Consider the following 24,619-nt stretch of genomic DNA (forward strand, 5'->3'; position numbering starts at 1 on the left):
TGGCAGTGTCACACTGGCGTTCAAGGAGCAGCAAATGGCAGGACCTGATGCCGGACATGAGGTCATCGGACGCGTGGCGGCGCCGCGCTTTGCCGCCGATCACCCAGACTATTGCCTTGAGTGCGAGGAGGCGGTGGAGCCGTTCTTGATCGGTATGATCGGGCACGCGCGGGATGCAGGCTGGGAGCCATCTGCCATATGGCCGGTGTTGCGCTCGCTCGTCGCCAATCTCGAAGAGGCCGAGATCGAGAACTGGCGCACCAGCCATGCGATCGGGCAGGCCAGGCTTGCCATGGCCGAATGAATCGGTGATCAGTCGGGCGGGGCATCGGTTGGAGAGTTGGCGACATGCCCGCGCCAGAAGAATCCGTCACTCTTCGCACCTTCGGCGATCTCATCCTGCATGGATACAAGCTCACCGGCTTCTGCCGGCGGTGCGGCGTGCACAAGGTTATAGACCTGGCAGCGGTGCGGCCGAATCGGGTCTATGTCGGCGCAACATTCCGATGCAAGGCGTGCAACGGCGCGGTGGAGATCACCCTCAGCCCGATCGCGACCAGCAACAGCGACGCCACCCCGGCGCTCGACAAATGGCGGGAGCGGTGAACCCAGACAACTCCATTTGGTCCGCCGCCCCGAGAACAACGCGTGAACATCGTGTGGGGATTTTCGTGGGCCTTTTAACCTTCATTTCCCCACTATACCGGCTTCTTCCGGTTTTTCCGCCTGGCTGGTAATTTTGCCCTTGCCCGCAAAACCCTGATGTTCTAAGGCCTGTCTCCAGTCGGAGCGTAGCGCAGCCCGGTAGCGCACTTGTCTGGGGGACAAGGGGTCGTGGGTTCGAATCCCGCCGCTCCGACCATTTCCTGTCAACAGCCTGTTGTTGGATTTCTGCTCAGTGTGTTGGCGCGGAGTGGTTGCCGGTCCATACCCTTGCTGATCCGCGTGCCCGGTTCTCAAGCCGTTGAGGGGCAGGGGTAGTAGGTTGGGGCGGCCTCTGATTGTGCCGTGCTGCCTGCCAGCGCATTTCCAGTGCGATGCAGCCCCAGACCACACCCATCAACAGATAGAAATGCCGCCAGTGGTCGGTGTCGATCACATTGCCGATGATGGTGTGGCCGAACAACACGATCAGCGCCAACATCAGGTAGGGTTGCCAGGGCCGCTCCCGCAGCAGATAGCGAAAGCCCAGTGTGAAGGTCCACACCATCAGCGCAACATAGCTGACAAATCCGAGCCAGCCATAATCCATCAGCGCCTTGAGCCAGATGTTGTGGGTGTCTTCGCCCCACATCAGACCGAATTCCAGCGGTCCGATCCCCAGCGGATGCTCCATCGCCATCAGAAAGCCGATGGCGTGGCGTTCGAACCGGCCGTGGCGTGCGCCGTCATAGGCCTGCACCAGCTTGGCCCGGTCGGAAAACAAGTCTGAAACCTGATCGAACTGCAATGCCACGATGATCGCGGCGATCAACAGCACAAAGCCCAGCATCGACATGATCAGGATCCTGAGGCGGAAGACGCCGGTTCGTTGCTTGATCAGCATGATGACAACCAGCATGGCCATGCTGATGGCCAGCAAACCCCAGGCTGCACGGGAAAAGGACAGGAAGACGCCCAGAACCAGGATCATGAGACCCAGCACCCTGAATGGTGCCGCCTTCAGGGTTCCCGTCAGCAGTCCATGCATCAGGAAGAGCGCGGGCAGCACCAGATAGGGGCCAAACACGTTGGGGTCCTGAAATGCGCCCATCGCGCGGTCGTATCGGGTAAACACCTCGCCGCCGGGAATCGCGCCGAAATAGCCCAGAATGCCCAGCATGGCGGTGATGATTGCCGCCACCACATAGGCCCTGAAGATCAGCAGCAACCGGCGCTGGTCCGCCTCGATGATCGCGGCAAAGAACATTGCCGTAAATGCCAGAAACAGCGACACGGCAATGTACATCGGCGTCTGCTTGACCGCGTCCATCGTCAGGATCGAAAACATGCCGCCGATGTTGAACACCACATAAAGCACGATCAGCGGCGCGATATGGCGTGAAAGCTTGAGCCCGAACAGCGCCCAGATCGCAATCAACACCACCAGGAAGAGTTCATAGGGTGCCGGCTCGTTGATGACGAATCCGGAAAGGAATACCCCGAAGGCAACGCAAAGCGACGCCAGCATGGACATTGCCGCACGCTGTGGCTGGAAGGCTGCGGAAACCGGGAGGGCGGCGCTGGTCAATAGGCGTTTTCCGTATTGAGAAGCCGGAAGGGTGTGAGAAACAGGATCTTCAGGTCGAACAGCAGCGACCAGTTCTCGATGTAGTAAAGGTCGCAAGCCGTGCGCTGCTTGATCTTCTCGTCATTGTCGATCTCGCCGCGCCAGCCATTGATCTGGGCCCAGCCGGTCACGCCGGGCTTGACCCGGTGGCGGGCGAAATAGCCATCCACCACCTCTGCGAACAGCCGGTCATGCGCCGCCGCAACGACCGCATGTGGGCGTGGTCCGACAAGCGAGAGGTCTCCACGCAGCACGTTGAAAAATTGCGGCAACTCATCAATCGAGGTCTTGCGGATGAACCGACCCACCCGGGTAACGCGCGGATCGCCCTTTGTCACCGCGGCGCGGGCAGTCGGGTCGCATTGGTCAGTGTACATCGAGCGGAATTTGAACACGTTGATGACTTCATTGTTGAAGCCATGGCGCTGCTGCATGAACAGCACCGGTCCCTTTGAGTTGAGCTTTATGGCAAAGGCGGTTGCGACCATGACCGGCCACAAGACAAGGATCGCAAGCAGCGAGAAGAAGATGTCAAAAGCCCGTTTTGCCACTGAATCCCAATCGGTGATCGGCCGGTCAAAAATGTCCAGCATCGGCACCGCTCCGATATAGGAGTAGGAGCGGGGCCGGAACCGGAGCTTGTTTGCATGGGCGGCGAGACGGATGTCGAGCGGCAGGATCCAGAGCTTCTTGAGCAGCTCCAGCACCCGTGATTCCGCATTGAGCGGCAACGCAATGATCAGCATGTCGATGCGCGCCAGCCGGGCAAAATCCACCAGGCTGTCGATGTTTCCAAGCTTGGGGTATCCCGCGACTATCGGCGGTGAGCGGCGCTCGTCCCGGTCATCGAAAATACCACAGATGCGGATGTCATTGTCGGCATCCATCTCGATCGAACGTATCAGATCCCTGGCCGTGTTGCCGCCGCCGACAATCACTGCGCGGCGTTCCATAACGCCATTTCGTGCCCAGCGGCGAATGCCATAGGCCACGATGTTTCGGCTGATAACCAGGGCCAGGACGCCGGTTGCAAACCAGGTCAGAAACCAGACGCGTGAAAACACCAGGCCGAACTGCAGGAAGAAGGTGACCAGGGCGATCAGCGCGAACGCGCTCGCCCAAGCGGTCAGCACCCGTGGCAAAGTCCGCAATGCGCTGCGCAAAGCGGGGATCTGATAGCAGTCGGCAATCTGAAACAACAAGACCGCGAACGCTGATCCTGCCACGATTGCCGGGCCATAATAGAGCAGTATGGATTCGGGGCTGAACCCGACATAGAGCGCGTAGACGAAAAAGCCGCTGGCGGCGAGCATTGCAAACTCGGTGAGCCGCAACGTCCCGATGATCATGGTTGGCGAGTAGTTTTCCTGCGACAGCCGGCTGGCCGTCTGACGGGCAAGGCGGCTCATGTTTTCACCGCCCTCGGCTGGCTTGCCAGGCTTGGCCTCGATCTCGTCCATTGCCTCGCGAACGGACTTCGAATCAAGGGCGCTTCTACGCTCAATCTTGTTCACGGCGGAACTCTCCCGGGACGCTTCTTGCCTTTCCGTTAGCACATACCCCCCTAAGAAAGGCTTGACGCGATATCGGCTTTAGCGGCCTTAGTCTCGCCAGCGAGGCAATCCCGATACAGCATGAGCATCTGGTCGGCCATCGAAACCGCCGAAAACTGGCTTCTGAAGGCTGCGGGATCGGGCATGGCGAGGCTTGGCCAGTTTGGATCCTTGATGTTGCGCACCATCATATTGGCCAGTGCTTCCGCATCCCCCGGTTCGACGAAGGCTTCGAAATCCTTGCCGAGTATCTCCGGAATGCCGCCAACGCGGGTCGATATCACCGGTTTTCCAGCCGCCACGGCCTCAAGCACGATGTAGGGCATGGATTCCGCACGCGAGGGGATCACCACTGTGCGCGCAAGGGCGAATGCCTCGCGTGCAGGCATGGCAGGCCGCATGGTCAGCCGCGCGCCCATGCCCATCGTGTCGATCCGTGACTGGTAGCGTGGCTGATCGTCGCCATCCCCCACCATGACACCACGCAGCGGGCGGCCACTGAGCTGTTCGGCACGGCGCAGTGCCTCGATGAACACATCCGGCCCCTTGAGGTCCCGCATCATGCCTATGTAGAGGAAATCAGCTGCATCGGGCGCCGTTTCGACGGGCTCGAACTCATGCGCGCGCAGCCCATTGTGGATTAGCCGCCATGGAGCCCGGGGCGGGCCGATCTTGGCGTCGTAGGTTCGCCGTTCATAGTCGGACACGAACACCAGACTGTCGGTCCAGCGTTCGAGCAACCGTTCGATAGCGAAATAGACACGGCCACGCAGCCTGTCGCTGTCATAATGCAAGCTGCCGCCATGGGGTGAATACAAACGGGCAACGCAAGACCTTGATACCCGTAGACGTGAGCCGATCAACCGCACGAATGCGCCACCTTTGGCGCCGTGTCCGTGCAGGACATCTGGCTGCAATTCCTTGATTTGCTTGTATGTTCTAATTGCTGCACCGATGTCCGACGGCCCCAGCGAACGCCTGATCGGCATTCGGGTGAGGCCAAGGCTCAGATGCGGCATGATGGTGTCGAACAACTGGTCTTCATAGGGGCCGCCGGTGGAGGAATCGCACAGGATTCCCACCTGATGGCCGGCACGCGCATGCTCTTCGGCGAGATCGCGGACATGCCTGAAAATACCACCAACGGGGGATCGGAAACAATGCAAGATCCGCAAGGGGTAAGCCGCTGTCATCTTGTCAGAACAACCGCTCACGTACGTAGATGGTGTCGCCGGCAAGGATCGGATCGGAGATCGACACCCGCCCGGTCATGATCTCCCCGTTGATTTTGCGGGTGATATCGACATTGCGCTGGTTGGCGCGCGCTGAATAGCCTCCGGCAATCGCAATGGCATTCTGAACGGTCATGCCGGCAACATAGGAATACTGCCCGGCCTGTCCCACTTCACCCATGATGAAGAAGGATCGATACCGGTCAACCTCGATGGTGACGTCGGGATCGCGAAGGTAGCCCTGGCGCAGGCTTGCGGCTATTGAGCTTTCCAGTTCCTGCAAGGTCCGGCCACGTGCGGCAACTGCGCCAACCAGTGGATAGGCGATGTAACCGGCCTGGTCGATCGCATAGGTTCCGGTCAGGCCGGGTTGCTCAAAAACGGTGATGCGCAGCCGGTCGCCTGAATCGAGCCGATAGGGCTGGATGACGGCCTCGTGAAACGCCTTGGGGGCAGGATGGTAACCGGAACAACCGGCAAGCACCAAGGACGTCATTGCTGCAGCAAGAAACGCCGCGGCTCTGGAACGGCCACCGGCCTTGTTCGTTTGTGCGCAACCGGGTGCGTCCTTGGGCTTGCCAGGGAGCGTGCCACTGGGCTGGGCAGGTGTCTTCACCGGTATCATGCTGCAGGGTTCTCCACGCGAAACGTGTGCATTTCGAACTCCGTTATCGATCCATTAAGGTTAACGGGCGGTAAAACCTCAGCGAATAAATCCGCTTCTCAAGTCTGTTTCCATCTTTGCGGAAAGGGGCGTGCCGGAAGTAAATGAACCGTAACCGTGCCCTTAACCCTTGCGTTACCATGTTCATTTACCCTTCCGGTTCTGTTTTAGTACGGAGTAACCGCGCATGTCTGTCGGACCAGCAACTCAACCGGATGTTGATATTGATATCGGTCGCCTGTTCAGGGCGGTATGGGACAAGAAAGCGCTTGTCGCCGCGCTGACCATTGGTGCCGCTGCGCTTGCTTTTGTCGTCACTGGCATGATCAATCCGCTCTACAAGTCCGAGACACGGGTGCTGATCGAAACCCGTGAGCCGGTCTATTCGTCCGATCAAACACAGCCGCAGACGGATGCGGTGCTGCTTGACGAGCGGGCGGTAACCAGCCAGGTCGAAATTTTAAGGTCGACAGATCTTGTCAAACAGGTCGCCCGTGAGTTGGACCTCTCCTCGCGTGAGGAATTCGACCCAGCGGCCAACACGTCGTCCGTGGGCGCTGTCATGATTATGCTCGGGCTCAAGAAAGACCCTCACGAGATCCCCGCCGACGAGCGGATCCTGAAGGAATTCTACAAGAAGCTTGAAGTCTATGCAGTTCCCGGCTCCCGGGTCATCGGCGTTGAATTCTCCTCCGAGGATGCCGCGCTGGCGGCCGCGGTGCCAAATGCGCTGATTGATGCCTATCTTGCCTTTCAATCGGGCGCCAAGCTTGAAACCAACACCGATGCCAGTGCCTGGCTCGAGCCTGAAATCATGCGTTTGCGTGAGAAAGTGCGCGAATCCGAGGAGAAGGTTGCCCAATACCGGGCCGAAAGAGGCTTGCTGCTGGTCAATCAACAGGACACGATCGCCGCCAAGCAGCTCTCCGATATCTCCACCGAGCTGAGCCGCGTGCGCGCAGAGCGGGCAGATTCGGAAGCCCGCGCACAATCGGTCCGCAACGCGCTCGAAAGCGGTCAGTCGATTGACGCCATTTCCGATGTTCTCGACTCCCCCGTGGTTCAGCGGTTGCGCGAAAGCGAGGGCACGATCCGTGCCCAGATTGCAGATCTTTCGACAACTCTGCTTGAGGCGCATCCGCGCATGAAGGGGCTGCGCGCGCAGCTTCAGGACGTCGATCGCCAGATTCTCAGCGAAACCCGGAAAGTGCTCGACAGCCTGGAGAGCAATGCACGGGTTGGCCGCATCCGGGAGGATGAGCTGGTGTCTCAGCTCAATGCGCTGAAAGCGAGCTCAGCGCGCGAGGGCGAGGAGTCTGTCGAACTGCGTTCCCTGGAGCGCGAAGCCGCCGCCCAGCGCGATCTGCTTGAGACCTATCTCGGTCGTTATCGTGAGGCAGCTTCCCGCTCCGAGCCAAAGGCACTTCCGGCTGATGCCCGGGTGATTTCCCGCGCGGTTCCGGCCTCCGAATCCTATTTCCCAAAAAAGGGTGCGATCATCATTGTTGCGTCCCTGGCAACGTTCCTTCTCGCAGCAATCGGGATCATGCTGGCCGAACTGTTCTCGGGTCGGGCTCTTCGTCCTTCGTCTGCGATGATGCCAGCTCAGATGAAGACCGGTCAGACGGCGGCCGCTGCGGCGACTGTTTCAGGCGATTTGCCACACCAGACAGCCGAAGCTTCCGCCGAGCTGCCACTCATTGCCAATGATGCTGATGACTTCAGCGTGGAAGCGGTTGCCGAGCAACTGATCGGAGAACATGTGTCGGTGGCCGTATGCGTCGCGCCGGAGGGTGACGAAGGATCGGCCGCGGCGGTGATGCTGGCGCGCACGGTGGCGGGTGAGGGGCTTCAGGCCCTGCTGGTCGACCTGACAGGCTCGGCTTGCCCCACTGAGCTGATGGCGGAATCAATCAGGCTTCCGGGTCTGACTGATCTCATGTGCGGTGAAATCAACATCTCCAGTTCAATCCACCCCGACCGGTTGTCGTCGGCGCATATCATTCCGCGCGGTAATGCAAATGCGCGCCGTGCCATGCGCGCCATCGACCGTCTGCCGATGATCATCGACGCTTTGACAGAAGCCTATGATCTTGTGATCGTCGAATGTGGCGCTGCGGATGCGGCTTCCGTGGCACGGGTGGCAAGGGCTGATGCCGGCGAAGTCATTCTCTCGCTCCTGCGTGCAGATGAGGAAACTGTTTCTCAGTTGCTCAGCGATTTCCACGAGCAGGGTTTTGAGAATGTAATGCTCATGACCCCTAAAGAGCCCAGAAGGCCCCTGGGATCGCGCAGTTCGGCTGCTTGAACCATATATGCAGAGAATGCTGCGAACAGTTGTTTGGATCTGAAATCAGTCGTGCTGTTCGTAGCTTTTTGCGGAGCTTGACGTGCGCCGCACTAGCTGTCCCCGCAGCCAGGCAGCGGCACTGCCGAGGGCAGGCGAGGTCTTGACCACGCGTTTGGCGGTGATCCCGGCGGCAAACAGCGGAGCCGCAATGCGGCCCCTGAGGCTGAGTGGCAGGTAGCAGTCGACCAGATCGGTGCGCACCGGACACCAGGATCGTTTGTAAAGCTGATCGCCAACGCCGAAGTCGAACACCTGATCGCCACCTTTCGCGGCCTGCTCGATCATCCGGTAGAACAGCAGCTCCCCCACGCTTGCATCCGCCGCCACGGTTTCGTCGATCGAGCCGAACTGGCAGGTGACATGCTGATCTTTGCGGGTGAGCCCGGCCACAGCGATAATGGTGCCTTCATGCGCGCCGCCGGCAAGCTCGATGCCATGCAGCTCCAGTGCCGCTTTTCGGTCGCCCGAGCGGGTCATGGCAAGCCGGGCGAGAAAGGCGCGAACACCGGCGTCGGCGAACACATTTGGCAGGCCCTGCGCAGCAAGCCTCGCCGGCTTTTGTTTGAGAAAGGTTTCCAGGAGCCGCAGCGACTGATCGTCATCGTCCGCGGTGATATGGCGGTATCCGCCAATGGCTTCGAGACGCCGTTCGGACAGCCGGAACTTCTTCTTTCGGCGCTTGCGATTGATCTGTGCCAGCACTTCATCGAAATCCGGGAACAGCGGCAACTGAAAGCTCGGGTTCTGATGCAGCACGCGCGGCAGTGCATTGAAGGGCGCACGTTCCGCAGCCTCCGGCGGCATCTTGTCAAAAAGCACCACGTCAGCGGCGAGGCCTGCCTGTCTCAGTGCCGCGGCAAGTTCTCCGGGCGTGATCTTTTCGTCCCTGAGCGGATGCTCGCCTACAAGCCCGGTGTTTGCGTTGGAAAACGCAGTGCCTGCAAATCGCGCCAGTTTTAGCCCGCCAATCCGGATGATTTCCAGCGGCAGGACCGCAACTGTTTGGCCATCCTGCTCAAGTGTGATGATTGAAATGGAAGTTCCGGTGCCGCCGGCCCAGGCTTTTACCCAGGCACGGCTCTGATGAAAGCTGACGTCCGGGTTGCCCTCCAACTGTGTCCAGACCCTCGCGGCGCCGTTGACATCGGTGTTCAGGTAGGCGGTCACGTGCGGACGGCGCCGGGCGGTCGCCGCACCAACGATCGGGTTTGCAGAAATGTCGTGGGCGTTCACCATGGTCGCAATGCTCGCGTGGTTTGGTTTTTCACGCAGTCAGCATCGCTTCGCGGCTTCAACAAATTCATAAAGTCGGCAGGTCAGGAGATAAAAACCGGACCTCAAGGCTAATGGACGGTTAATCAGCCCGAAAACCGTTTCTTGTGAGGAAGTGATGCGGCATTTCGGTATCGGTCGCGGCTGATCACTGCTGCCGGCTCTTGGGTGGCTGTTCCATCCAGCGGATCACGAACATGGCTGGCACCACCCACAACACTCCGGTGAACAGGAAATACATCAGATGTATGTACCATGCAGACTCAGCGAGCCGGTATGTGGCAACGGTTGTGGCCACAAGCGCGTAGATCACCACCAGCGCGACGATGATCACGGTTCCAATAAGTTTCTTGAGGCGGACAGGCATGGTTCCGGTATCCTGGGCTCGTGGCTTCTGGGCGGGTTGATCGACCGCCCATGTTTGCGGTCCACCCTACACCGCAGGACATAGCGGCTTTCACTGTGAACGCAAGTCTATGGCGTTTGTGCAGCGCTGCCGCGACCGCATGCCGCAAAGCCACCGGACTTGCCTTGCGCGGCGCTGTGATGCACATGTCCCGCTGTATTCAAGGAAAGATCATGCCGATGACTGCAAGCTCCGTTTCCCTGCATCCGGGTCAACCGGATACCCATTTGCCCGACGCCCAATCGGTGATTGATGCGCAAGCGCGCGTCAGCCGCAACCGGACGGCGCAACGGGTGTGGCTTGGGCTGGTGCTGGTCGCGATTTTCGCGCTGGTACTGGTCGGAGGTGCGACGCGGCTGACCGATTCCGGGCTTTCGATCACTGAATGGAAGCCGATCCACGGTGTGGTTCCGCCGTTGAGCGAGGCGGAATGGCAGGAAGAGCTGGAGCTTTATCGCCAGATTCCGGAGTACCAGTTGATCAACAAGGGCATGAGCCTTGACGAGTTCAAGGTGATCTATTGGTGGGAATGGGCGCACCGGTTTCTGGCGCGTGGCGTCGGTGTGCTGTTTGCGGTTCCGTTCATCTTCTTTCTTGTGACCGGCCGAGTGGAAAAAAGGCTGCGCTGGCCGCTTTTCGGTCTTCTGGTTCTGGGCGGATTGCAAGGCGCAGTGGGCTGGTGGATGGTGGCATCCGGGCTTGTTGACCGGGTTGATGTGAGCCAGTACCGGCTCGCCACCCATCTCACGCTTGCCTGCCTGATTTTCGCGGCCATCGTCTGGGTGATGCGCGGGCTGGCTTCCCACTCCTCTGATCCGGTTCCAAGCGTAGGGCTCAAGCGCGGGGCAGGGGCGCTCAGTGCTCTCATTCTGGTGCAGATCTATCTTGGCGGGCTGGTTGCGGGTCTGGATGCGGGGCTTGCCTCGTCCACATGGCCGCTGATGAATGGCGCGATGGTGCCTGCAGGCCTGTGGGAGCTTGCGCCGCTTTGGCGCAATGTCTTCGAAAACGAGCTGACCGTGCAGTTCATCCATCGTTTGGGCGGCTATCTGGTGTTTGCCGCAGCCCTTTGGCACATGGTGGCATCCATCCGTCATGGCCGTGGAACGACCCATTGCCGCCGCGCGGTGCTGCTGTTCGCGCTCATCACCATCCAGGCGCTAATCGGCATTGTTACAATCGTCACCCAGGTGCCAATGGGTTGGGCGCTGGCGCATCAGGGCTGGGCGGTTGTCGTTCTCGGATTCGCCGTCGCCCACTGGCGCGGCTTTTACGGCGCTTATCTGCTCCAAACGGAGATCCTCGTGCGCAATTGAGCGTCAGTGCCAGGTCTCGTCTGCTTCAGGCAGGTCTGCGCTGAGAGACAGGAAGGAAAAACCATGGCTCTTTTCCAACCATCCCGGCATCACCGGTACTTCTCCGATGCCCACTACTATGCCCGGTTTGAATTGGCCTACACCCTGGTCGATGTGACGGCTGCGCTGCTGTTCGTGATTGGCTCGATTATGTTTTTCTCGGAAGACTGGCTAACTACCGGCACATGGTGCTTTCTCGTCGGGTCGATTTGCTTTGCTTTCAAGCCTGTTCTGCGCATCATTCGCGAGCTGCGCTACATCCGCGACAATGACTACGAAGATCTCGCAAAGCGGTTCGAAAACGAAAGCTAAGTCGTACGGGACGACTGAGCTTTCCTGTCATCTTAACCGCCAATCATCAGGTTGAGGTTCTGCACCGCGGCACCTGAGGCACCTTTGCCCAGATTGTCGAGCGAAGCGATCAGGTTGGCCTGGTCTGTGCCCTCGGTTCCGCAGACATAGAGCTTTATCCGGTCCGTCCCCTTGAGTTCTTCCGGATCGAGCCGACCGGCCTTGCTCGCTTCCTCCAGGGATGCCACCTCGACAATGCCGCTGCCCTCATAATGGTTCGACAGCGCAGCGTGGATCCCGGACAGCGTGACGTTGCCAGTCATCAGATCGAGATGCAGCGGCACATTGACCAGCATGCCTTGCGCAAACCGCCCGACCGCCGGCGTGAAGATCGGCCGCCGGGAGATCCCGGTGCGTGCGATGATTTCCGGAACATGTTTGTGGGCCAGAGTCAGCGCATAGGCGAAATGGGGCGCAGTGATCGCATCGTCCCGCGAAGCATCTTCCATTTGCGCAATCATCTGCTTGCCGCCGCCGGTGTAACCGGACACGGCATTGATCGTGACCGGATAATCCGCCGGGAGCAGGCCCTGTGCGACAAGCGGCGCAAGCAAGGCGATCGCGCCAGTGGAGTAGCAGCCTGGGTTGGAGACGAACTGGGCGCTTGCGATCCGCGCGGCCTGGTCTTTCGAAAGCTCGGCGAAACCATAGGCCCAATCCGGGTGTGACCGGTGCGCGGTGGATGCATCGATAAACCGCGTTCCAGCATCGGCCGCCAGCGCCACGGATTCGCGCGCTGCATCATCGGGCAGGCAAAGGATTGCGATATCAGCGTCCCGCAGGAATGCTTTCCGAACCTCGGGATCGCGCCGCTGATCGGCCGGCATCGACATCAGTTCGATGTCTGTCCGGCCTGTCAGCCTGTTCACGATCTGCAGGCCAGTGGTGCCGTGTTCGCCGTCAATGAAGATCTTGGGAGCCATCGGGCTTCTCCGTTCATGCTAATAAAATCAGGGGCTTGTGCAGCACTGCGGACTCATTTTCCGAAGCACTTGAATCGCTTCGCGAGGCTTATCGTCGTGATCGGCGTTCTGCAAGCAGTCCCAGATAGTGCATGGCAACAGAGGCTCCGGCTATCGCGGTGATGTCCGCGTGGTCATAGGCTGGAGCAACTTCTACAATGTCTGCGCCCTTGATATCAAGCCCCCCGAGCTTCTGCAGCACCGAGAGCATCTTGGCGCTGGAGGGGCCACCGGCGACGGGTGTCCCGGTTCCAGGCGCGAAGGCCGGGTCCAGGCAGTCGATGTCAAAGGTCACATAGCAGGCCATGTCGCCCACATGGTCGAGAATGGTGGACGCGATGTCCGCTGCACTCATGTCCTCGACCTCGTGACCATAGACGATGCGGATGCCACAGTCTTCGGGCGCATGGGTCCGGATGCCGACCTGGATCGACCGGCTCGGGTCGATCACCCCGTCGCGCACCGCGCGGCCGACAAAGGAACCGTGGTCGATGCGTCTGCCATCGTCGAACCAGGTATCCTGGTGGGCGTCGAACTGCACAAGAGCGAGCGGGCCATGGATCGCCGCGTGGGCTTTGAGCAGCGGCCAGGTAACGAAATGATCGCCGCCGAGGCTGAGCAGGAACGCGCCCGATTTGAGGATCTTGGCGGCCTCGCGCTCGATGGTTGCCGGTGTCTTCTGGTGATTGCCATAGTCGAGAAGGCAGTCACCATAGTCGATCACTGCCATGGCTTCGAACAGGTCACGCGCAAACGGATATTGCGGGTCATTGTCGAAGATCGCCGAGGCGCGGCGGATTGCCTGCGGGCCAAAGCGCGCGCCAGGCCGGTTCGACACCGCCGCATCAAACGGAATGCCCCAGACCACCGCATCCGCACCCTTCAGCGTCTTGGTGTATTTCCGCCGCATGAACGACAAGGCGCCTGCATAGGTCGGGTCCGTGGCTGCCGATGTCAGTGAACGTGCGGTGAAGGCGTGGTCGATGGATTTGTTGGCCATGGGTGGCTCCCGGCGGATTTTGGATCGCCACCTGCTTAGCCCAATCAAATGAAACGATAAAGCGCAAGCGCTCAGATCAATCGCTAGCTCTGTCCGCACTCACTGTGGAACAGATCCGCCGGACCACTCTATCGAACGTAGGGAAGCCGTTCGCGCCGCCAGCCGGAAAATCCTGCCGGAATGTGCATCACGTCCTTGAAATCTGTCCGCGTGAAGGCGCGCATCAATGCGTGACTGCGGCCACCGGCATGGCAATACATCACATAGGTCCGGCCCGGCTCGAGTGCCATGATCCTGTCAGCGAAGTCCTTGGCGTAAAAGTCGATGTTGATTGCACCCTCAATGTGACCGCGCTTGAACTCGAACGGGGTGCGGATGTCGAGAACAACGATCGACGGATCGGTTTCAAGTGCCTCATATGCGTCGCGCGGTGTCACATCGCGCAGTCCGGATGCGGCGGCCGGGTGAGGGGTGATCATCAGCATTGCGGCTGCGCCGAGAAACTGGCGTCGTGTCTGTTTCCAATACAATGCGGCCTCCCGGAAAGTGCGCAGTGGTTTGAGCACTGAAAGATAGCGGCCACGCAGCGCGCTTCAAGGCAACAGGAACCGGGGTCGAAGCCCGAGGCAACAAAAAACGGGGCCGAGGCCCCGTCCAATGTCTTGCAGTTTCGAAGCGGCTGATTAGCGCTTGGAGAACTGGAACGAGCGGCGAGCCTTGGCCTTGCCGTATTTCTTACGCTCGACCACGCGGCTGTCGCGGGTCAGGAAGCCACCCTTCTTGAGAACCGCGCGCAGGGCCGGCTCATAATAGGTGAGTGCCTTGGAGATGCCGTGACGAACCGCACCGGCCTGGCCGGAGAGGCCGCCGCCGACAACGGTGCAGACGACGTCGAACTGGCCCTGACGGGCAGCTGCGACGACAGGCTGCTGAACAACCATCTGCAGCACGGGACGGGCGAAATAGCTGACGAAATCGCGGCCGTTGACGGTGATCTTGCCGGTGCCCGGCTTGACCCAGACGCGGGCGATTGCGTTCTTGCGCTTGCCGGTGGCGTACGAGCGGCCCTGCTCGTCAACCTTGCGCACATGCACCGGGGCTTCCGGGGCAGCTTCAGCAGCGGTCACGGATGCGCCGAGCTCCTCAAGCGAATTGAGTTCAGCCATGATCAGGCGCTCCTTTTGTTCTTGGTGTTCAGCGAAGCGACGTCGAGAACGGTCGGCTGCTGTGCTTCATGCGGGTGCACGGAACCGGCATAGACTCGCAGGTTCTTCATCTGGCGGCGGCCAAGCGGTCCGCGGGGAACCATGCGTTCGACGGCCTTTTCGATGATCCGCTCGGGAAAGCGGCCTTCGAAAATCTGGCGCGCGGTGCGCTCCTTGATGCCGCCGGGGTAGCCGGTGTGCCAGTAATACTTTTTGTCAGTGTACTTCTTGCCCGTCAGGACTGCCTTTTCGGCATTGATGACGATGATGTTGTCGCCATCATCGACATGCGGGGTGAAGGTGGCTTTGTGCTTGCCGCGCAGGCGGTTGGCAACGATAGTGGCGAGACGACCGACGACGATGTCCGTTGCGTCGATGATCACCCACTTCTTTTCCACCTCTGCAGGCTTCTGCGAGAAGGTTTTCATTTGAGTTCTCTCTTGTTCAGGATCCGAAGCCGGCAGGCCGGAACGGACGTTTCTTGTTGCTTGCGTTGTCGCGGGCCTGGAACGCCAACACCTGCGACAACAATCGCGCCAGATCTGAATGGATCCGGACGCTGCGTGCTTATAGGCGAGGCGGGTTTGGCCGTCAAGCGAGTGAAATTGACCTGGAGTAGAAATAAGTCAATAAAAACAATGCAATACAAATACGGTATTAAAATACCCCATCAAATCTGAGGTGGAATGGAGTACGTGGCCGTCGCATGCGCGACCAAAGCGCCCTCATGGTCCGAAATCGCGATGTCGGTGACCACCAGCCGCTTTCCGAGTTTGAGAATGGTTGCGGTTGCATCAAGCGCGCCGGGCGCGGGCTTCATCAGGAAATTGATGTTGAGATTGGTCGTGACGGCCAGCGCCACCTTGCCGATATGGGCCAGGATCACGGCATAGGCGGCAAGGTCGGCCAGCATGAACAGGGTTGGCCCGCTGACGGTGCCGCCGGGCCGCAAATGTTTGTCATCGGCATTGAGCCGAACAAGCGCCGATCCGGGTGAGACTTCAATCACCGAGATATCGTCGCCATTGGACTTGATCTGCGGAAACACTTCATCGAGATAGGCGGAAACAGTCGGGGCGGTCATCACGGGTGTGGCCGGTGCGGGCATGGGCGTGGTCCTGTTGTTCTGTCGTTCAGGTTGGCGGGCCGGGCCGACAGCAAGCGGGTCCGGGCATTGGCGTCCGCCGATCGCGCTCGGCAATCAGTTCAAGGCCTTCAGCAAGCACCTCCACCAATAGACCCAAACCTTACATTGGATTCGATCTTTCCATCATACGTCGCGGAAATTTTGTTGCTGGTCAACGCCGCGGCGAGGCTTCACGCCACGCGATAGCCGGGTTAAATTGGGCGCAATCAACAAGGATTCCCGCGCATGACAGTCGTAGAGTTGAAACAGACCCCGCCCACAGGCCTGGTTACGTCGCAAATGCATGGAAGCGTGCTGCGCCTCGAGATGAACAACCCGCCTGCAAATGCGCTCTCGATTGCCATGATGCAGGCGCTGATGGATGCGTTTGAAGCGGCCCGCGATGACGGGGCGGTTCGGGTGATTGTGCTGGCCTCGGCAACCCCGGGCAAGCTGTTCTCGGCTGGTCATGACCTCAAGGAACTCACCCTGCATCGCGCTGATCAAGACAGGGGCAGGGCGTTTTTTGCGAAAACCATGAAGCTCTGCGCCGAGCTGATGCAGGCAATCGTCCACCTTCCCAAACCGGTGATTGCCGAGGTCGATGGTCTGGCCACGGCCGCGGGCTGTCAGCTGGTGGCATCCTGCGATCTGGCGATCTGTACCGACACCGCGGCCTTCTGTACGCCGGGCGTCAACATCGGCCTGTTCTGCTCCACGCCGATGGTGGCGCTGTCGCGCAATGTGAACCGCAAGCAGGCCATGGAAATGCTGCTGACCGGCGAAACCATTGATGCCTCGACCGCGCGCGAGTTCGGTCTGATCAACCGCATCGTGCCGCGCCAGTACCTCAATCAGGTTGTCATGAAATACGCCGAAATCATTGCTTCGAAATCACCTTTGACGGTCAAGATCGGCAAGGAAGCCTTCTACCGTCAGGCCGAAATGTCGCTTGAGGAGGCTTATGAATACACCGCAGGCGTGATGGTCGAAAACATGATGATCCGTGATGCCGAAGAAGGCATCAACGCCTTCATCACCAAACGCATGCCGGAATGGACGGGGGAGTGACTGCGCGACGTTGATGGACTTGAAAGGAAACTATGGCTACATTATCTCAGGTTTCGAATGGAGCTTTAGGAACATGCATCGATTTGTGATCAAAGACGGGCAGCCTGACAGCAACAAGCCTAATCAACCCAAGCCGGGACAGTACGGCCCGTCCCCAGTATATCTTTAGACACCTGCGCAGCTAACAGGTAAGCATTAATCCCGCTTACATTGGTCAGGTTGCCATCTGGTTGTCGCGTTCAAGCTCTGCCTTGCGGGCGCAAAGACGCCTGTCTTGAGAAATGTTCATAAGGTCCTCCAACACAATCATTGATTTCTCGGCCAGAATTGTGGCTTGTTCCACCATTCGGAACATATCCTTTATCATCAACAATTTCCGGTCCCTGTCGTAAGATTTGAACTCGGCGCTCCGCAATTCGATAACGAAATTGTCCATAACAGCCAGGTGGTGGTAAAATTGGACGACCAGGGGGATTTCCTCGCGCCCGAGCGCGGCAATCTCTGCTTTGATTGATCCGAATATCTCAGGGCCGGGATACCTGCTGAAATGGGGAGAGTAGTCTTTATTCCCTTTGGTTCTTAGCTTATTTTCGATGATCGGGATCGTTTCTTCCTGATTTGGTGCCTTTTTGAGCATCAACCATTGGACTTCAATCTCTGCCCGAATGGCGGCCCGCAGGTCGTTGCGTTTTTCCCGGCGAAGCAGGTATTGTTTGGTCAGCCAAGCAAAGATTGCAGCAAATCCGGTGAGCGCCACGCTTGCGAACCCAAGCACACCGGTTATGGTTGCTGGTATGTGTTTCGCATCGCTGATCCCTAGCCATGAAATTACATCCATCATCATTCGGTGCAATCCAGTCTTGCCGGGTTGGTAGGAACTGTGGGACGATTATTCAACCAAAGCGCGTAAAGATCAATGTTTGAACCCCACATCACAATGATCACGCTCGGTGTCGCCGATATCGCCGCCTCGACCGCTTTTTACCAGCGCCTCGGGTTCAGGCGCTCATCTGCCTCCAACGATAATGTGACCTTCTTTCACACCAATGGCACCGTGCTGGGCCTGTTCGGCCGCGATGCGCTGGCTCAAGACGCCGGGATCGAGCCAACGGCGAAGCAGGGTTTTGAAGCTGTTTCGCTGGCGCACAACCTGGCGTCACCCGAAGCCGTGGATGCCGCCTGGGATTTTGCTGTCGAATGTGGGGCTACACCCGTAAAAAGGCCGGAAAAAGTCTTCTGGGGTGGCTATTCGGGCTATTTCGCAGACCCGGACGGACACCTGTGGGAACTGGCCCACAATCCCTTCGCGCCATTGGACGAAAACGGCCATATGGGCTTGCCAGACTGACCGCTGATCAGGACACGAGGGCGCTCTACCGGCGTCTAAAAAACTCGTTGTCGTCATAGTCGGGCCGGAAACACCGCAACACCGCGCAGGAATTCGTGTCCTTGGCCGGAACAGTTGCCCGCTGGGTCACCTCGCCCTGCAGGCAGGAATTGGCGTTGGCCACGTAGCGATCATACAGGGTGATCCCGGGCGTTCGCTTGGAGGGATAGCGCAGAATGGCAGCTCCTTCATTGGCAAGTACCTGCTTGATCGCGGCACAACTCTGTCCGGTGGTCTGTATGCGGCTGATGGCCGAGGCCGGACCGGCGAGCGCCACTGTTGCGACGACCGAGAATAGGGCAATTCCGAGTCTCCGTTGCATCTCAAGCTCCTTGGTTAGCTGACTGGGGATTAAGCACTCAATGTGGCGCTGCTGTGGTGCCGGCACAGGGACTGCGTCTGACAATTGCGTGATCCGCGCAAGCCGGGCTGGCAGAACGCATTACGGGCAAGCGGCGATACTCTGCGAAGACCTGATGCCTTGACGCGGCAGGAGCCGGTTGCGACAACCTCGACAGACCGAGCCGGAACATGTCCCATGAATCACGAGACTTATGACAATGCCTACATCTCCGGAATCCTGCAGTCGGTGAGGACCATTGCGGTTGTCGGCGCGTCCGCCAATGACGTGCGCCCGAGCTATTTCGTGATGAAATACATGCTCGACAAGGGATACCGGGTGATCCCGGTCAATCCGGGGCAGGCGGGCAAGGAAATATTGGGGCAGCTGAGCTATGCGCGGCTCGGCGAAATCCCCGGACCAGTCGACATGGTCGACATCTTCCGCGCCTCCGGCGCGGTACCCGGCATTGTCGAGGAAACCCTGTCGCTCGATCCCTTGCCCAAGGTGATCTGGATGCAATTGACCGTTCGCCATGACGAAGCCGCAGCTCGCGCCGAAGCTGCCGGCCTTCAGGTGGTGATGAACCGCTGCCCCAAGATCGAATATGCGCGCCTGTCGGGCGAAATCGGCTGGAACGGCGTTAATTCGGGCGTGATCTCGTCGCGCAAGCCGGTGATGCGGTCCGGCTTCCAGAGTTATGGGCTGCGGATCAAACCGGACGGCCGCGACAACGGCTGACGGGCCTGAGCGCAGGGGGACTCTGCCGATTTGACGCCACAGTTTCAGTCCATCGCGGGGACGCAGCTGCGTGCTGTGCTTCAATTGCGTGATCTCGCGATGTGAAATTGTTCAGGAGCCGCCGATGATCCGGATCTTCAAACTGATGCGCACCACCGCGTTTCTCGCAGTTCTGTGCGTGTCGCTCGCCACCACATCTTTAAGTCTCGGGGTCTGGGCAGTGTCGCTGACGGCACAGGTCACCACCATGACCGCGAGCGCCGCTGCCGCAGCCATTGCCCATCGCAAGGCGATTGCCGCAGCGGTGCTGCGCACCAAGGCCAAGGCGCGGCTCCGGCGGGCCCTGGTAGTGGTGCCGGTGGCAGGCATCGCCGCGGCCATTGCCTTCGAGCGCGAGGACTATCTTGAATGGAAGCAGGACAATCCAGACGGCGATCTTGAAACTTATGGCTGCGAGGTGAGCGCGGTGTCGGCCGAGGTTGTCGATGACGTGCTGCAGGATCTTCCCGAACAAGTTCGCCCCTCGCGCGACTGGCTGCTCTCGCGCCTGCCCGAATGTGCGGATCCCGCTGCGCAGCTGTGAGGCGCGGCCCTGGCCCCGCCGCTTTTGCAGTCTTCGCTTTCACAGCTTGGATCTTTCGCAGCATGATTTTCCCCGATCGGTGCTGAAATTGCGCCTCAAGCATGTCCCTAGGCCTGTCGGCGCAAAATTCTTCTTTGACCAGCGCGCGGACATGCGGGATAAACGCCGCGACACCCAACACGGGCCGCAACCGGCCCCACAGGGCACAAGGGGAGAGGTCCATGTCGAACAATCAACCAGGTTTCAACACGCTTGCCATCCATGCCGGTGCGCAGCCAGATCCGGCCACAGGCGCGCGCGCCACGCCGATCTACCAGACCACCAGCTTTGTTTTCGAGGATGCCGATCATGCTGCCTCGCTGTTCGGCCTGAAAGCCTTCGGCAACATCTACACCCGCATCATGAACCCGACACAGGCCGTGCTTGAAGAGCGTCTGGCGGCGCTTGAGGGCGGCACCGCAGCCCTTGCCGTGGCTTCTGGCCACGCTGCGCAACTGCTGGTGTTCCACACCATCATGAGCCCCGGCGACAACTTCATCGCCGCCAACCGGCTTTACGGTGGTTCGATCAACCAGTTCGGCCAGTCCTTCAAATCCTTCGACTGGCATGTGCGCTGGGCCGATCCGGCCGATATGGCCAGCATCGAGGCCCAGATCGATGATCGCACCAAGGCGATCTTCATCGAGAGCCTTGCCAACCCGGGCGGCACCTTTGTTGACATCAACGCCATAGCCGAAGTCGCGCGCAAGCACGGCCTGCCACTGATCGTCGACAACACCATGGCCTCACCTTATCTCATCCAGCCGATCGAGCATGGCGCCGACATCGTGGTGCATTCGCTGACCAAGTTCATCGGCGGCCACGGCAACTCGATGGGCGGCGTGATTGTCGACGGTGGCTCCTTCGATTGGTCGAAATCCGGCAAATACCCGATGCTCAGCGAGCCGCGGCCTGAATATGGCGGCATGGTGCTGCATGAAACCTTCGGCAATTTTGCCTTTGCGATTGCCTGCCGGGTGCTGGGCTTGCGCGATTTCGGCCCCGCCATCTCGCCGTTCAACGCCTTCATGATCCTGACCGGCATCGAGACCCTGGCGCTGCGCATGCAGCGCCACTCGGACAACGCGCTGGAAGTGGCAAACTGGCTGGCCAAGCACGACAAGGTGGCCTGGGTGTCCTATGCCGGCCGTTCCGAGCATGAGAACCACGCGCTGCAGCAGCGCTATTCGCCCAAGGGCGGTGGCGCGGTGTTCACCTTTGGCCTGAAGGGCGGCTACGACTCCGGCGTCAAGTTCGTCGAGGGCCTTGAGATGTTCTCGCATCTGGCCAATATCGGCGACACCCGCTCGCTGGTCATCCACCCGGCCTCGACCACCCACCGCCAGCTCACGCCCGAGCAGCAGGTGGCTGCCGGCGCCGGTCCCGACGTGGTGCGTCTCTCGGTCGGCATCGAAGACGTCAAGGACATCATTGCCGATCTGGAGCAGGCGCTCGCCAAGGCCTGATCGCGGATGTGAAGGTTGAGATTGAATGGCCCGGCCTCAAAAGCCGGGCCGTTTTGCGTTCTGGGCCGTGTTCCAAGGTCTTGCCCGCCAAGGCTTCAGCTGGTTCTATTGCGCAGGCAAATGACCGAGCCGGAGCTTTTCACAATGCGCCTGAGTTTTTCTGTCCTGATCTTGTGTCTGATGGTCTTCAGTCCCGCCCGGTCGGAGACACTCACCTCGATCCCGTCCGCCAGCATTGATGACCCAAAATCCTTCTGGCGGGCGGCTATGGAAGAGTTTTACGGCCCTTATGACAATCGCCGCAAATGCTGGGTTGCCGCGCGCGCAGCCGAACCGCTGTGCATGCGCCCACACCTGTTGTCCACCGTGATCGAAGACGGCGTTCCGACGCTTTATGCCGCCATGGCCGGCTACGCGATCACCCCCGAGGGTGGGCATGCAGACTGCCATGCCTGTTCGGGCAAGCTTGGCCTCGTCATTCTCAGGCCGCGGGGAGACAGGCTGGCCCTGGTAGCCAGCAACGATCTCACCACCGATGCCGGCTCCTGGGGGCAAGTGCCGCCGGAGGAGGCCTTCCGTGTTGTCGAACTCGGGAAGAACAATCACGGCTGGCTGATGGAGTTCTATTACACCGGGCAGGGTTACACCGAGGGAGGCGTCGGGGTCTTTGGTGCGATCGGCGACAGGGTGCTCGATCTGGGTTTCATATCGACCCATTCCGACAATAGAGGAACCTGTGGCGACGGATTGGGTGTCTGCTACAAGTACAGCTATGAGATTCTGAACGATCCAACTGTATCAGACGCCCGGTTTGGCGATCTGATCGCCCGCAAGCTTGAAAGCTCCAAGCGCGGCGCACCGGCAACGGTCCGGGTGCAGTTCTCGGAAAGCGACTTGAAGTACCTCACACCGCCCGACCTTGAGGCGGCGCTCGGCAATTGAGCCGCGTCCGTTTGATCTCTCTCAACGCCCCGTGGTGCAAGAGCGGCTAGGTTGGGTTTCCAAATAATGGAGGTCCCCGATGTTCTGCAAAGCTGCATCCTGCGCAATTCTGTTTTCCGTATTCCTGCTGGGCTCCGCACCCGCTATCCAGGCCCAATCGGCCAATCCTGCCTGGCTAGACCAGCTGTCCGAACAACTGGCGATCGAGAAGGACTGCGCCGTCGACTATTTTCTCAACATGCGGGAAGGCGAGCTCGCGGGACGGCTGACGTTCGAGGCACGCGCGCAATGCGCCGATGGCCGTCAGTTCGACGGATCGCTGACCGAGCCTGCGGAAGAATTCACCATCAGTGAATGCGGCGTTCAGGTCTGTTGAGAACCGTCGCTTGGCGAGGGATGCGACATATCTTCAGCCAGCCACGCCATCCGGTCGCAGAACCACAGCTTGAACATTGAGGCGAGCATCGCGCCGAGAAATGCGGACCAGGGGTTGAGCACCCATAGGCCGTAGGCGACCGGGATCAACGAGAGCCCTGAAAGCAGCGAAAGGACAAGTGCCCCACGCGCATGGTGTTGCGGAATCGGCATCGTCTTGCGCGCCAGCCAGTGGCGTTCTCCTAGCACCGCTTTCGACGCCCAGCTCTTAAGATCGGTCGGTGGCGGAAAGGCACGTGGATTGACAAGCGTCCACGCAATCAGCCCGGCCACAGGAGCCAGGCACCACCAGCCTATCCAGACGCGTGACCAGATGGCGAGCGTCAACAGAAGCAGGATCGGAACCCGGGTCCAGAAACTCAAGGGATTGGCATGACGCGCCCAGGTCGCGTCACTCATCATCATCGATTGTTCAATTGCTTTGTCGAGTCGCATGGGTCCATTATCGAGATGTTGAAATGATTTGGTGATTTGCCATGAGCCTAGAGAAAATAGTCCCCGTTGTCCCTACCGTCGAGCCGGAGGTGTCGAGCCCCGATCCGCAAAAGGTCATAGCCGGCAATCCCGTCCACACCACATGGAACCTGGAGGAACGAGACGGGCTCTATTGCGGCATCTGGCAGTCGACGCCGGGCAAGTGGACGATCTCCTATGACGAGTGGGAATATTGCCGGATTCTCGAAGGCGTGTCGGTGATTTCCCAGGATGATGGTGACGCTGTCACGGTCAGGGCCGGGGACAGTTTTGTCTTGCGGCCGGGCTTCAAGGGAAGCTGGGAAGTGATTGAAACGACTCGAAAAGACTATGTCATTCGCTTGTGAGGCCGGGGTATGAGCAAAAGCGCCGCAGACGCACCTCGCGGGCACCGTGTTCTGGTCCTGGGAGGCACCGGAACCATTGGCCGCGCAACGGTCCGCGCGCTTGTTGATCAAGGCCATGAGGTCGTGTGTTTCGTCAGGGGCAAGCCTGGCGGCGAACCCGCTCCCGCACAGTCAGCACGCGGCGATTGGCCGGTCGGCGTCAGTGTCCGCCATGGTGATATCACCGATCCGCTGAGCTTTGCGCGTGATGGAATCTGTGGCGAGACGTTTGACGCATTGGTCTCTTGCCTGGCCTCGCGCACCGGTGCCCCGAAGGACGCCTGGGCGATCGATTGCCAGGCCCATTCGAAGGCCCTGAAGGTCGCAACAGAGGCGGGGATCGGGCAGATGGTGCTGCTCTCGGCGATCTGTGTGCAGAAGCCGCTGCTCGAATTCCAGAAGGCCAAACTCGCCTTCGAAGCCGAATTGATGGCTTCGGGGCTGACCTATTCAATCGTGCGTCCCACAGCCTTTTTCAAATCCCTCTCAGGACAGATCGAACGGGTCCGCAAAGGCAAGCCGTTTTTGTTGTTTGGCGACGGTGAGCTCACCGCCTGCAAGCCGATCAGCGACCGCGATCTGGGACAGTTCATCGCAACTTGCCTGAAGGACGAATCCCGCTGGAACCGGATCTTGCCGGTCGGCGGTCCGGGGCCGGCCATCACCCCGCGTGAGCAGGGCGATAAGCTGTTTGCGCTGCTCGGCAAAGAACCGAAATTCAAACATGTCCCGGTGGCGATGATGGATGTCATCATCAAGCTGCTGTCCGTTGCCGGGCATGTGTCGCCACGGCTTGCGGACAAGGCCGAACTGGCGCGGATCGGCCGCTACTACGCCACGGAATCCATGCTGGTTCTTGATCCGGCAACAAACCGCTACGATGCGGATGCAACACCATCCTTCGGTTCCGACACGCTGTTTGACTATTACGAGCAGATGCTCCGCGGCGGAGCCTCGGTCGAGCGCGGCGACCACGCGGTGTTCTGACGCCCAGAATTTGCGATGAGAAG

Annotated in this window: 29 protein-coding genes and 1 tRNA gene; 15 read left to right on the top strand and 15 right to left on the bottom strand. The window is 59.7% G+C overall.

Annotated features, from left to right (window positions below):
- Positions 1-34 precede the first annotated feature (34 nt).
- The 3 genes from HPDFL43_RS08880 to HPDFL43_RS08890 all read left to right on the top strand — a co-directional run bounded on the left by HPDFL43_RS08880 (position 35) and on the right by HPDFL43_RS08890 (position 862).
- A complete protein-coding gene (locus tag HPDFL43_RS08880; protein ID WP_007196979.1) occupies positions 35-304 on the top strand; it encodes a hypothetical protein in 270 nt (89 codons plus the stop codon).
- A gap of 44 nt (positions 305-348) precedes the next feature.
- Entirely contained in the window at positions 349-606 is a 258-nt protein-coding gene (locus HPDFL43_RS08885; protein WP_007196980.1) for a hypothetical protein, read from the top strand.
- Between the two features lie 179 nt (positions 607-785).
- A tRNA-Pro gene (locus HPDFL43_RS08890) sits at positions 786-862 on the top strand.
- A 33-nt stretch (positions 863-895) separates the two neighbouring features.
- On the opposite strand, the gene HPDFL43_RS08895 is transcribed toward HPDFL43_RS08890, so the two are convergent.
- The 4 genes from HPDFL43_RS08895 to HPDFL43_RS08910 are packed head-to-tail and all read right to left on the bottom strand — an operon-like array spanning position 896 to position 5,550.
- Positions 896-2,176, bottom strand: coding sequence for an O-antigen ligase family protein (locus tag HPDFL43_RS08895; RefSeq protein WP_007196981.1), 1,281 nt, complete (start codon positions 2,174-2,176; stop codon positions 896-898).
- Positions 2,177-2,226: 50 nt separating this feature from the next.
- Entirely contained in the window at positions 2,227-3,783 is a 1,557-nt protein-coding gene (locus HPDFL43_RS08900; RefSeq protein ID WP_040449157.1) for an undecaprenyl-phosphate glucose phosphotransferase, read from the bottom strand.
- 50 nt (positions 3,784-3,833) lie between these two features.
- A complete protein-coding gene (locus HPDFL43_RS08905; protein ID WP_007196983.1) occupies positions 3,834-5,015 on the bottom strand; it encodes a glycosyltransferase family 4 protein in 1,182 nt (393 codons plus the stop codon).
- A gap of 4 nt (positions 5,016-5,019) precedes the next feature.
- Entirely contained in the window at positions 5,020-5,550 is a 531-nt protein-coding gene (locus HPDFL43_RS08910) for a polysaccharide biosynthesis/export family protein (RefSeq protein WP_040450034.1), read from the bottom strand.
- 355 nt (positions 5,551-5,905) lie between these two features.
- Between HPDFL43_RS08910 and HPDFL43_RS08915 the strand changes: the two genes are divergently transcribed.
- Positions 5,906-8,026, top strand: a complete 2,121-nt coding sequence (locus HPDFL43_RS08915; protein ID WP_007196985.1) for a GumC family protein — start codon at positions 5,906-5,908, stop codon at positions 8,024-8,026.
- 45 nt (positions 8,027-8,071) lie between these two features.
- Here HPDFL43_RS08915 and HPDFL43_RS08920 read toward each other — a convergent pair whose 3' ends face one another.
- Entirely contained in the window at positions 8,072-9,304 is a 1,233-nt protein-coding gene (locus HPDFL43_RS08920; RefSeq protein ID WP_007196986.1) for a GNAT family N-acetyltransferase, read from the bottom strand.
- Positions 9,305-9,488: 184 nt separating this feature from the next.
- Positions 9,489-9,707: a DUF2842 domain-containing protein gene (locus HPDFL43_RS08925; RefSeq protein WP_007196987.1), complete on the bottom strand. Its 219-nt coding sequence runs from the start codon at positions 9,705-9,707 to the stop codon at positions 9,489-9,491.
- Between the two features lie 218 nt (positions 9,708-9,925).
- Here HPDFL43_RS08925 and HPDFL43_RS08930 point away from each other — a divergent pair, with 218 nt between their 5' ends.
- A complete protein-coding gene (locus tag HPDFL43_RS08930; RefSeq protein ID WP_156970403.1) occupies positions 9,926-11,062 on the top strand; it encodes a COX15/CtaA family protein in 1,137 nt (378 codons plus the stop codon).
- A 63-nt stretch (positions 11,063-11,125) separates the two neighbouring features.
- The gene (locus tag HPDFL43_RS08935) at positions 11,126-11,413 is read left to right on the top strand and encodes a YrhK family protein (RefSeq protein WP_007196989.1); all 288 of its coding nucleotides are present in this window, start codon (positions 11,126-11,128) and stop codon (positions 11,411-11,413) included.
- A 32-nt stretch (positions 11,414-11,445) separates the two neighbouring features.
- Here the strand turns inward: HPDFL43_RS08935 and argC are convergent, their stop codons facing one another.
- The 6 genes from argC to HPDFL43_RS08965 all read right to left on the bottom strand — a co-directional run bounded on the left by argC (position 11,446) and on the right by HPDFL43_RS08965 (position 15,727).
- Positions 11,446-12,375 carry an N-acetyl-gamma-glutamyl-phosphate reductase gene (gene argC, locus HPDFL43_RS08940; RefSeq protein WP_007196990.1) on the bottom strand — a complete coding sequence of 310 codons (930 nt, stop codon included), beginning with the start codon at positions 12,373-12,375 and terminating at the stop codon, positions 11,446-11,448.
- An 88-nt stretch (positions 12,376-12,463) separates the two neighbouring features.
- Positions 12,464-13,414: an agmatinase gene (gene speB, locus HPDFL43_RS08945; protein WP_007196991.1), complete on the bottom strand. Its 951-nt coding sequence runs from the start codon at positions 13,412-13,414 to the stop codon at positions 12,464-12,466.
- A 128-nt stretch (positions 13,415-13,542) separates the two neighbouring features.
- Positions 13,543-13,944: a rhodanese-like domain-containing protein gene (locus tag HPDFL43_RS08950; protein WP_156970232.1), complete on the bottom strand. Its 402-nt coding sequence runs from the start codon at positions 13,942-13,944 to the stop codon at positions 13,543-13,545.
- A 153-nt stretch (positions 13,945-14,097) separates the two neighbouring features.
- Positions 14,098-14,580 carry a 30S ribosomal protein S9 gene (gene rpsI, locus HPDFL43_RS08955; RefSeq protein ID WP_007196993.1) on the bottom strand — a complete coding sequence of 161 codons (483 nt, stop codon included), beginning with the start codon at positions 14,578-14,580 and terminating at the stop codon, positions 14,098-14,100.
- 2 nt (positions 14,581-14,582) lie between these two features.
- Complete coding sequence (rplM, locus tag HPDFL43_RS08960; protein ID WP_007196994.1) at positions 14,583-15,047, bottom strand: 50S ribosomal protein L13; 465 nt, start codon at positions 15,045-15,047, stop codon at positions 14,583-14,585.
- Positions 15,048-15,289: 242 nt separating this feature from the next.
- Positions 15,290-15,727 (bottom strand): PaaI family thioesterase, encoded by a 438-nt coding sequence (locus HPDFL43_RS08965; protein WP_040449158.1) that lies wholly within the window; start codon positions 15,725-15,727, stop codon positions 15,290-15,292.
- Between the two features lie 264 nt (positions 15,728-15,991).
- Between HPDFL43_RS08965 and HPDFL43_RS08970 the strand changes: the two genes are divergently transcribed.
- A complete protein-coding gene (locus HPDFL43_RS08970) occupies positions 15,992-16,816 on the top strand; it encodes an enoyl-CoA hydratase (RefSeq protein ID WP_052093181.1) in 825 nt (274 codons plus the stop codon).
- A 214-nt stretch (positions 16,817-17,030) separates the two neighbouring features.
- Here the strand turns inward: HPDFL43_RS08970 and HPDFL43_RS08975 are convergent, their stop codons facing one another.
- Positions 17,031-17,660 carry a hypothetical protein gene (locus HPDFL43_RS08975; protein WP_007196997.1) on the bottom strand — a complete coding sequence of 210 codons (630 nt, stop codon included), beginning with the start codon at positions 17,658-17,660 and terminating at the stop codon, positions 17,031-17,033.
- A gap of 72 nt (positions 17,661-17,732) precedes the next feature.
- On the opposite strand from HPDFL43_RS08975, the gene HPDFL43_RS08980 reads away from it, so the two are divergent.
- Positions 17,733-18,164, top strand: a complete 432-nt coding sequence (locus HPDFL43_RS08980; protein WP_007196998.1) for a VOC family protein — start codon at positions 17,733-17,735, stop codon at positions 18,162-18,164.
- A gap of 25 nt (positions 18,165-18,189) precedes the next feature.
- Here HPDFL43_RS08980 and HPDFL43_RS08985 read toward each other — a convergent pair whose 3' ends face one another.
- Complete coding sequence (locus HPDFL43_RS08985; protein WP_156970233.1) at positions 18,190-18,525, bottom strand: hypothetical protein; 336 nt, start codon at positions 18,523-18,525, stop codon at positions 18,190-18,192.
- 216 nt (positions 18,526-18,741) lie between these two features.
- On the opposite strand from HPDFL43_RS08985, the gene HPDFL43_RS08990 reads away from it, so the two are divergent.
- The 5 genes from HPDFL43_RS08990 (at position 18,742) to HPDFL43_RS09010 (ending at position 22,690) form a co-directional block, all read left to right on the top strand.
- Positions 18,742-19,284 carry a CoA-binding protein gene (locus HPDFL43_RS08990; RefSeq protein WP_007197000.1) on the top strand — a complete coding sequence of 181 codons (543 nt, stop codon included), beginning with the start codon at positions 18,742-18,744 and terminating at the stop codon, positions 19,282-19,284.
- 124 nt (positions 19,285-19,408) lie between these two features.
- Complete coding sequence (locus tag HPDFL43_RS08995) at positions 19,409-19,867, top strand: hypothetical protein (protein ID WP_156970234.1); 459 nt, start codon at positions 19,409-19,411, stop codon at positions 19,865-19,867.
- A 221-nt stretch (positions 19,868-20,088) separates the two neighbouring features.
- Positions 20,089-21,372 (top strand): O-acetylhomoserine aminocarboxypropyltransferase, encoded by a 1,284-nt coding sequence (locus HPDFL43_RS09000; protein ID WP_007197002.1) that lies wholly within the window; start codon positions 20,089-20,091, stop codon positions 21,370-21,372.
- Positions 21,373-21,516: 144 nt separating this feature from the next.
- Entirely contained in the window at positions 21,517-22,314 is a 798-nt protein-coding gene (locus HPDFL43_RS09005; protein ID WP_156970235.1) for a hypothetical protein, read from the top strand.
- A gap of 79 nt (positions 22,315-22,393) precedes the next feature.
- On the top strand, positions 22,394-22,690 hold the full coding sequence (locus tag HPDFL43_RS09010) for a hypothetical protein (protein WP_007197004.1): 297 nt from the start codon (positions 22,394-22,396) through the stop codon (positions 22,688-22,690).
- On the opposite strand, the gene HPDFL43_RS09015 is transcribed toward HPDFL43_RS09010, so the two are convergent.
- Entirely contained in the window at positions 22,678-23,154 is a 477-nt protein-coding gene (locus HPDFL43_RS09015; protein WP_210165632.1) for a DUF6653 family protein, read from the bottom strand. The genes HPDFL43_RS09010 and HPDFL43_RS09015 overlap by 13 nt on opposite strands.
- Positions 23,155-23,225: 71 nt before the next feature.
- Here HPDFL43_RS09015 and HPDFL43_RS09020 point away from each other — a divergent pair, with 71 nt between their 5' ends.
- Entirely contained in the window at positions 23,226-23,570 is a 345-nt protein-coding gene (locus tag HPDFL43_RS09020; protein WP_007197006.1) for a cupin domain-containing protein, read from the top strand.
- Positions 23,571-23,579: 9 nt separating this feature from the next.
- Complete coding sequence (locus HPDFL43_RS09025; protein WP_007197007.1) at positions 23,580-24,596, top strand: NAD(P)H-binding protein; 1,017 nt, start codon at positions 23,580-23,582, stop codon at positions 24,594-24,596.
- Positions 24,597-24,619: the final 23 nt, after the last annotated feature.

Source organism: Hoeflea phototrophica DFL-43 (assembly GCF_000154705.2).
Lineage (GTDB): Bacteria > Pseudomonadota > Alphaproteobacteria > Rhizobiales > Rhizobiaceae > Hoeflea > Hoeflea phototrophica.

Coding starts and splice junctions, on each gene's coding strand:
- HPDFL43_RS08880 (WP_007196979.1), top strand. CDS start 35: ATGGCAGGACCTGATGCCGGACATGAGGTCATCGGACGCGTGGCGGCG.
- HPDFL43_RS08885 (WP_007196980.1), top strand. CDS start 349: ATGCCCGCGCCAGAAGAATCCGTCACTCTTCGCACCTTCGGCGATCTC.
- HPDFL43_RS08895 (WP_007196981.1), bottom strand. CDS start 2,176: ATGTCCATGCTGGCGTCGCTTTGCGTTGCCTTCGGGGTATTCCTTTCC.
- HPDFL43_RS08905 (WP_007196983.1), bottom strand. CDS start 5,015: ATGACAGCGGCTTACCCCTTGCGGATCTTGCATTGTTTCCGATCCCCC.
- HPDFL43_RS08910 (WP_040450034.1), bottom strand. CDS start 5,550: ATGACGTCCTTGGTGCTTGCCGGTTGTTCCGGTTACCATCCTGCCCCC.
- HPDFL43_RS08915 (WP_007196985.1), top strand. CDS start 5,906: ATGTCTGTCGGACCAGCAACTCAACCGGATGTTGATATTGATATCGGT.
- HPDFL43_RS08920 (WP_007196986.1), bottom strand. CDS start 9,304: ATGGTGAACGCCCACGACATTTCTGCAAACCCGATCGTTGGTGCGGCG.
- HPDFL43_RS08925 (WP_007196987.1), bottom strand. CDS start 9,707: ATGCCTGTCCGCCTCAAGAAACTTATTGGAACCGTGATCATCGTCGCG.
- HPDFL43_RS08930 (WP_156970403.1), top strand. CDS start 9,926: ATGACTGCAAGCTCCGTTTCCCTGCATCCGGGTCAACCGGATACCCAT.
- HPDFL43_RS08935 (WP_007196989.1), top strand. CDS start 11,126: ATGGCTCTTTTCCAACCATCCCGGCATCACCGGTACTTCTCCGATGCC.
- argC (WP_007196990.1), bottom strand. CDS start 12,375: ATGGCTCCCAAGATCTTCATTGACGGCGAACACGGCACCACTGGCCTG.
- speB (WP_007196991.1), bottom strand. CDS start 13,414: ATGGCCAACAAATCCATCGACCACGCCTTCACCGCACGTTCACTGACA.
- rpsI (WP_007196993.1), bottom strand. CDS start 14,580: ATGGCTGAACTCAATTCGCTTGAGGAGCTCGGCGCATCCGTGACCGCT.
- rplM (WP_007196994.1), bottom strand. CDS start 15,047: ATGAAAACCTTCTCGCAGAAGCCTGCAGAGGTGGAAAAGAAGTGGGTG.
- HPDFL43_RS08965 (WP_040449158.1), bottom strand. CDS start 15,727: ATGCCCGCACCGGCCACACCCGTGATGACCGCCCCGACTGTTTCCGCC.
- HPDFL43_RS08970 (WP_052093181.1), top strand. CDS start 15,992: ATGACAGTCGTAGAGTTGAAACAGACCCCGCCCACAGGCCTGGTTACG.
- HPDFL43_RS08975 (WP_007196997.1), bottom strand. CDS start 17,660: ATGATGATGGATGTAATTTCATGGCTAGGGATCAGCGATGCGAAACAC.
- HPDFL43_RS08980 (WP_007196998.1), top strand. CDS start 17,733: ATGTTTGAACCCCACATCACAATGATCACGCTCGGTGTCGCCGATATC.
- HPDFL43_RS08985 (WP_156970233.1), bottom strand. CDS start 18,525: ATGCAACGGAGACTCGGAATTGCCCTATTCTCGGTCGTCGCAACAGTG.
- HPDFL43_RS08990 (WP_007197000.1), top strand. CDS start 18,742: ATGAATCACGAGACTTATGACAATGCCTACATCTCCGGAATCCTGCAG.
- HPDFL43_RS08995 (WP_156970234.1), top strand. CDS start 19,409: ATGATCCGGATCTTCAAACTGATGCGCACCACCGCGTTTCTCGCAGTT.
- HPDFL43_RS09000 (WP_007197002.1), top strand. CDS start 20,089: ATGTCGAACAATCAACCAGGTTTCAACACGCTTGCCATCCATGCCGGT.
- HPDFL43_RS09005 (WP_156970235.1), top strand. CDS start 21,517: ATGCGCCTGAGTTTTTCTGTCCTGATCTTGTGTCTGATGGTCTTCAGT.
- HPDFL43_RS09010 (WP_007197004.1), top strand. CDS start 22,394: ATGTTCTGCAAAGCTGCATCCTGCGCAATTCTGTTTTCCGTATTCCTG.
- HPDFL43_RS09015 (WP_210165632.1), bottom strand. CDS start 23,154: ATGATGATGAGTGACGCGACCTGGGCGCGTCATGCCAATCCCTTGAGT.
- HPDFL43_RS09020 (WP_007197006.1), top strand. CDS start 23,226: ATGAGCCTAGAGAAAATAGTCCCCGTTGTCCCTACCGTCGAGCCGGAG.
- HPDFL43_RS09025 (WP_007197007.1), top strand. CDS start 23,580: ATGAGCAAAAGCGCCGCAGACGCACCTCGCGGGCACCGTGTTCTGGTC.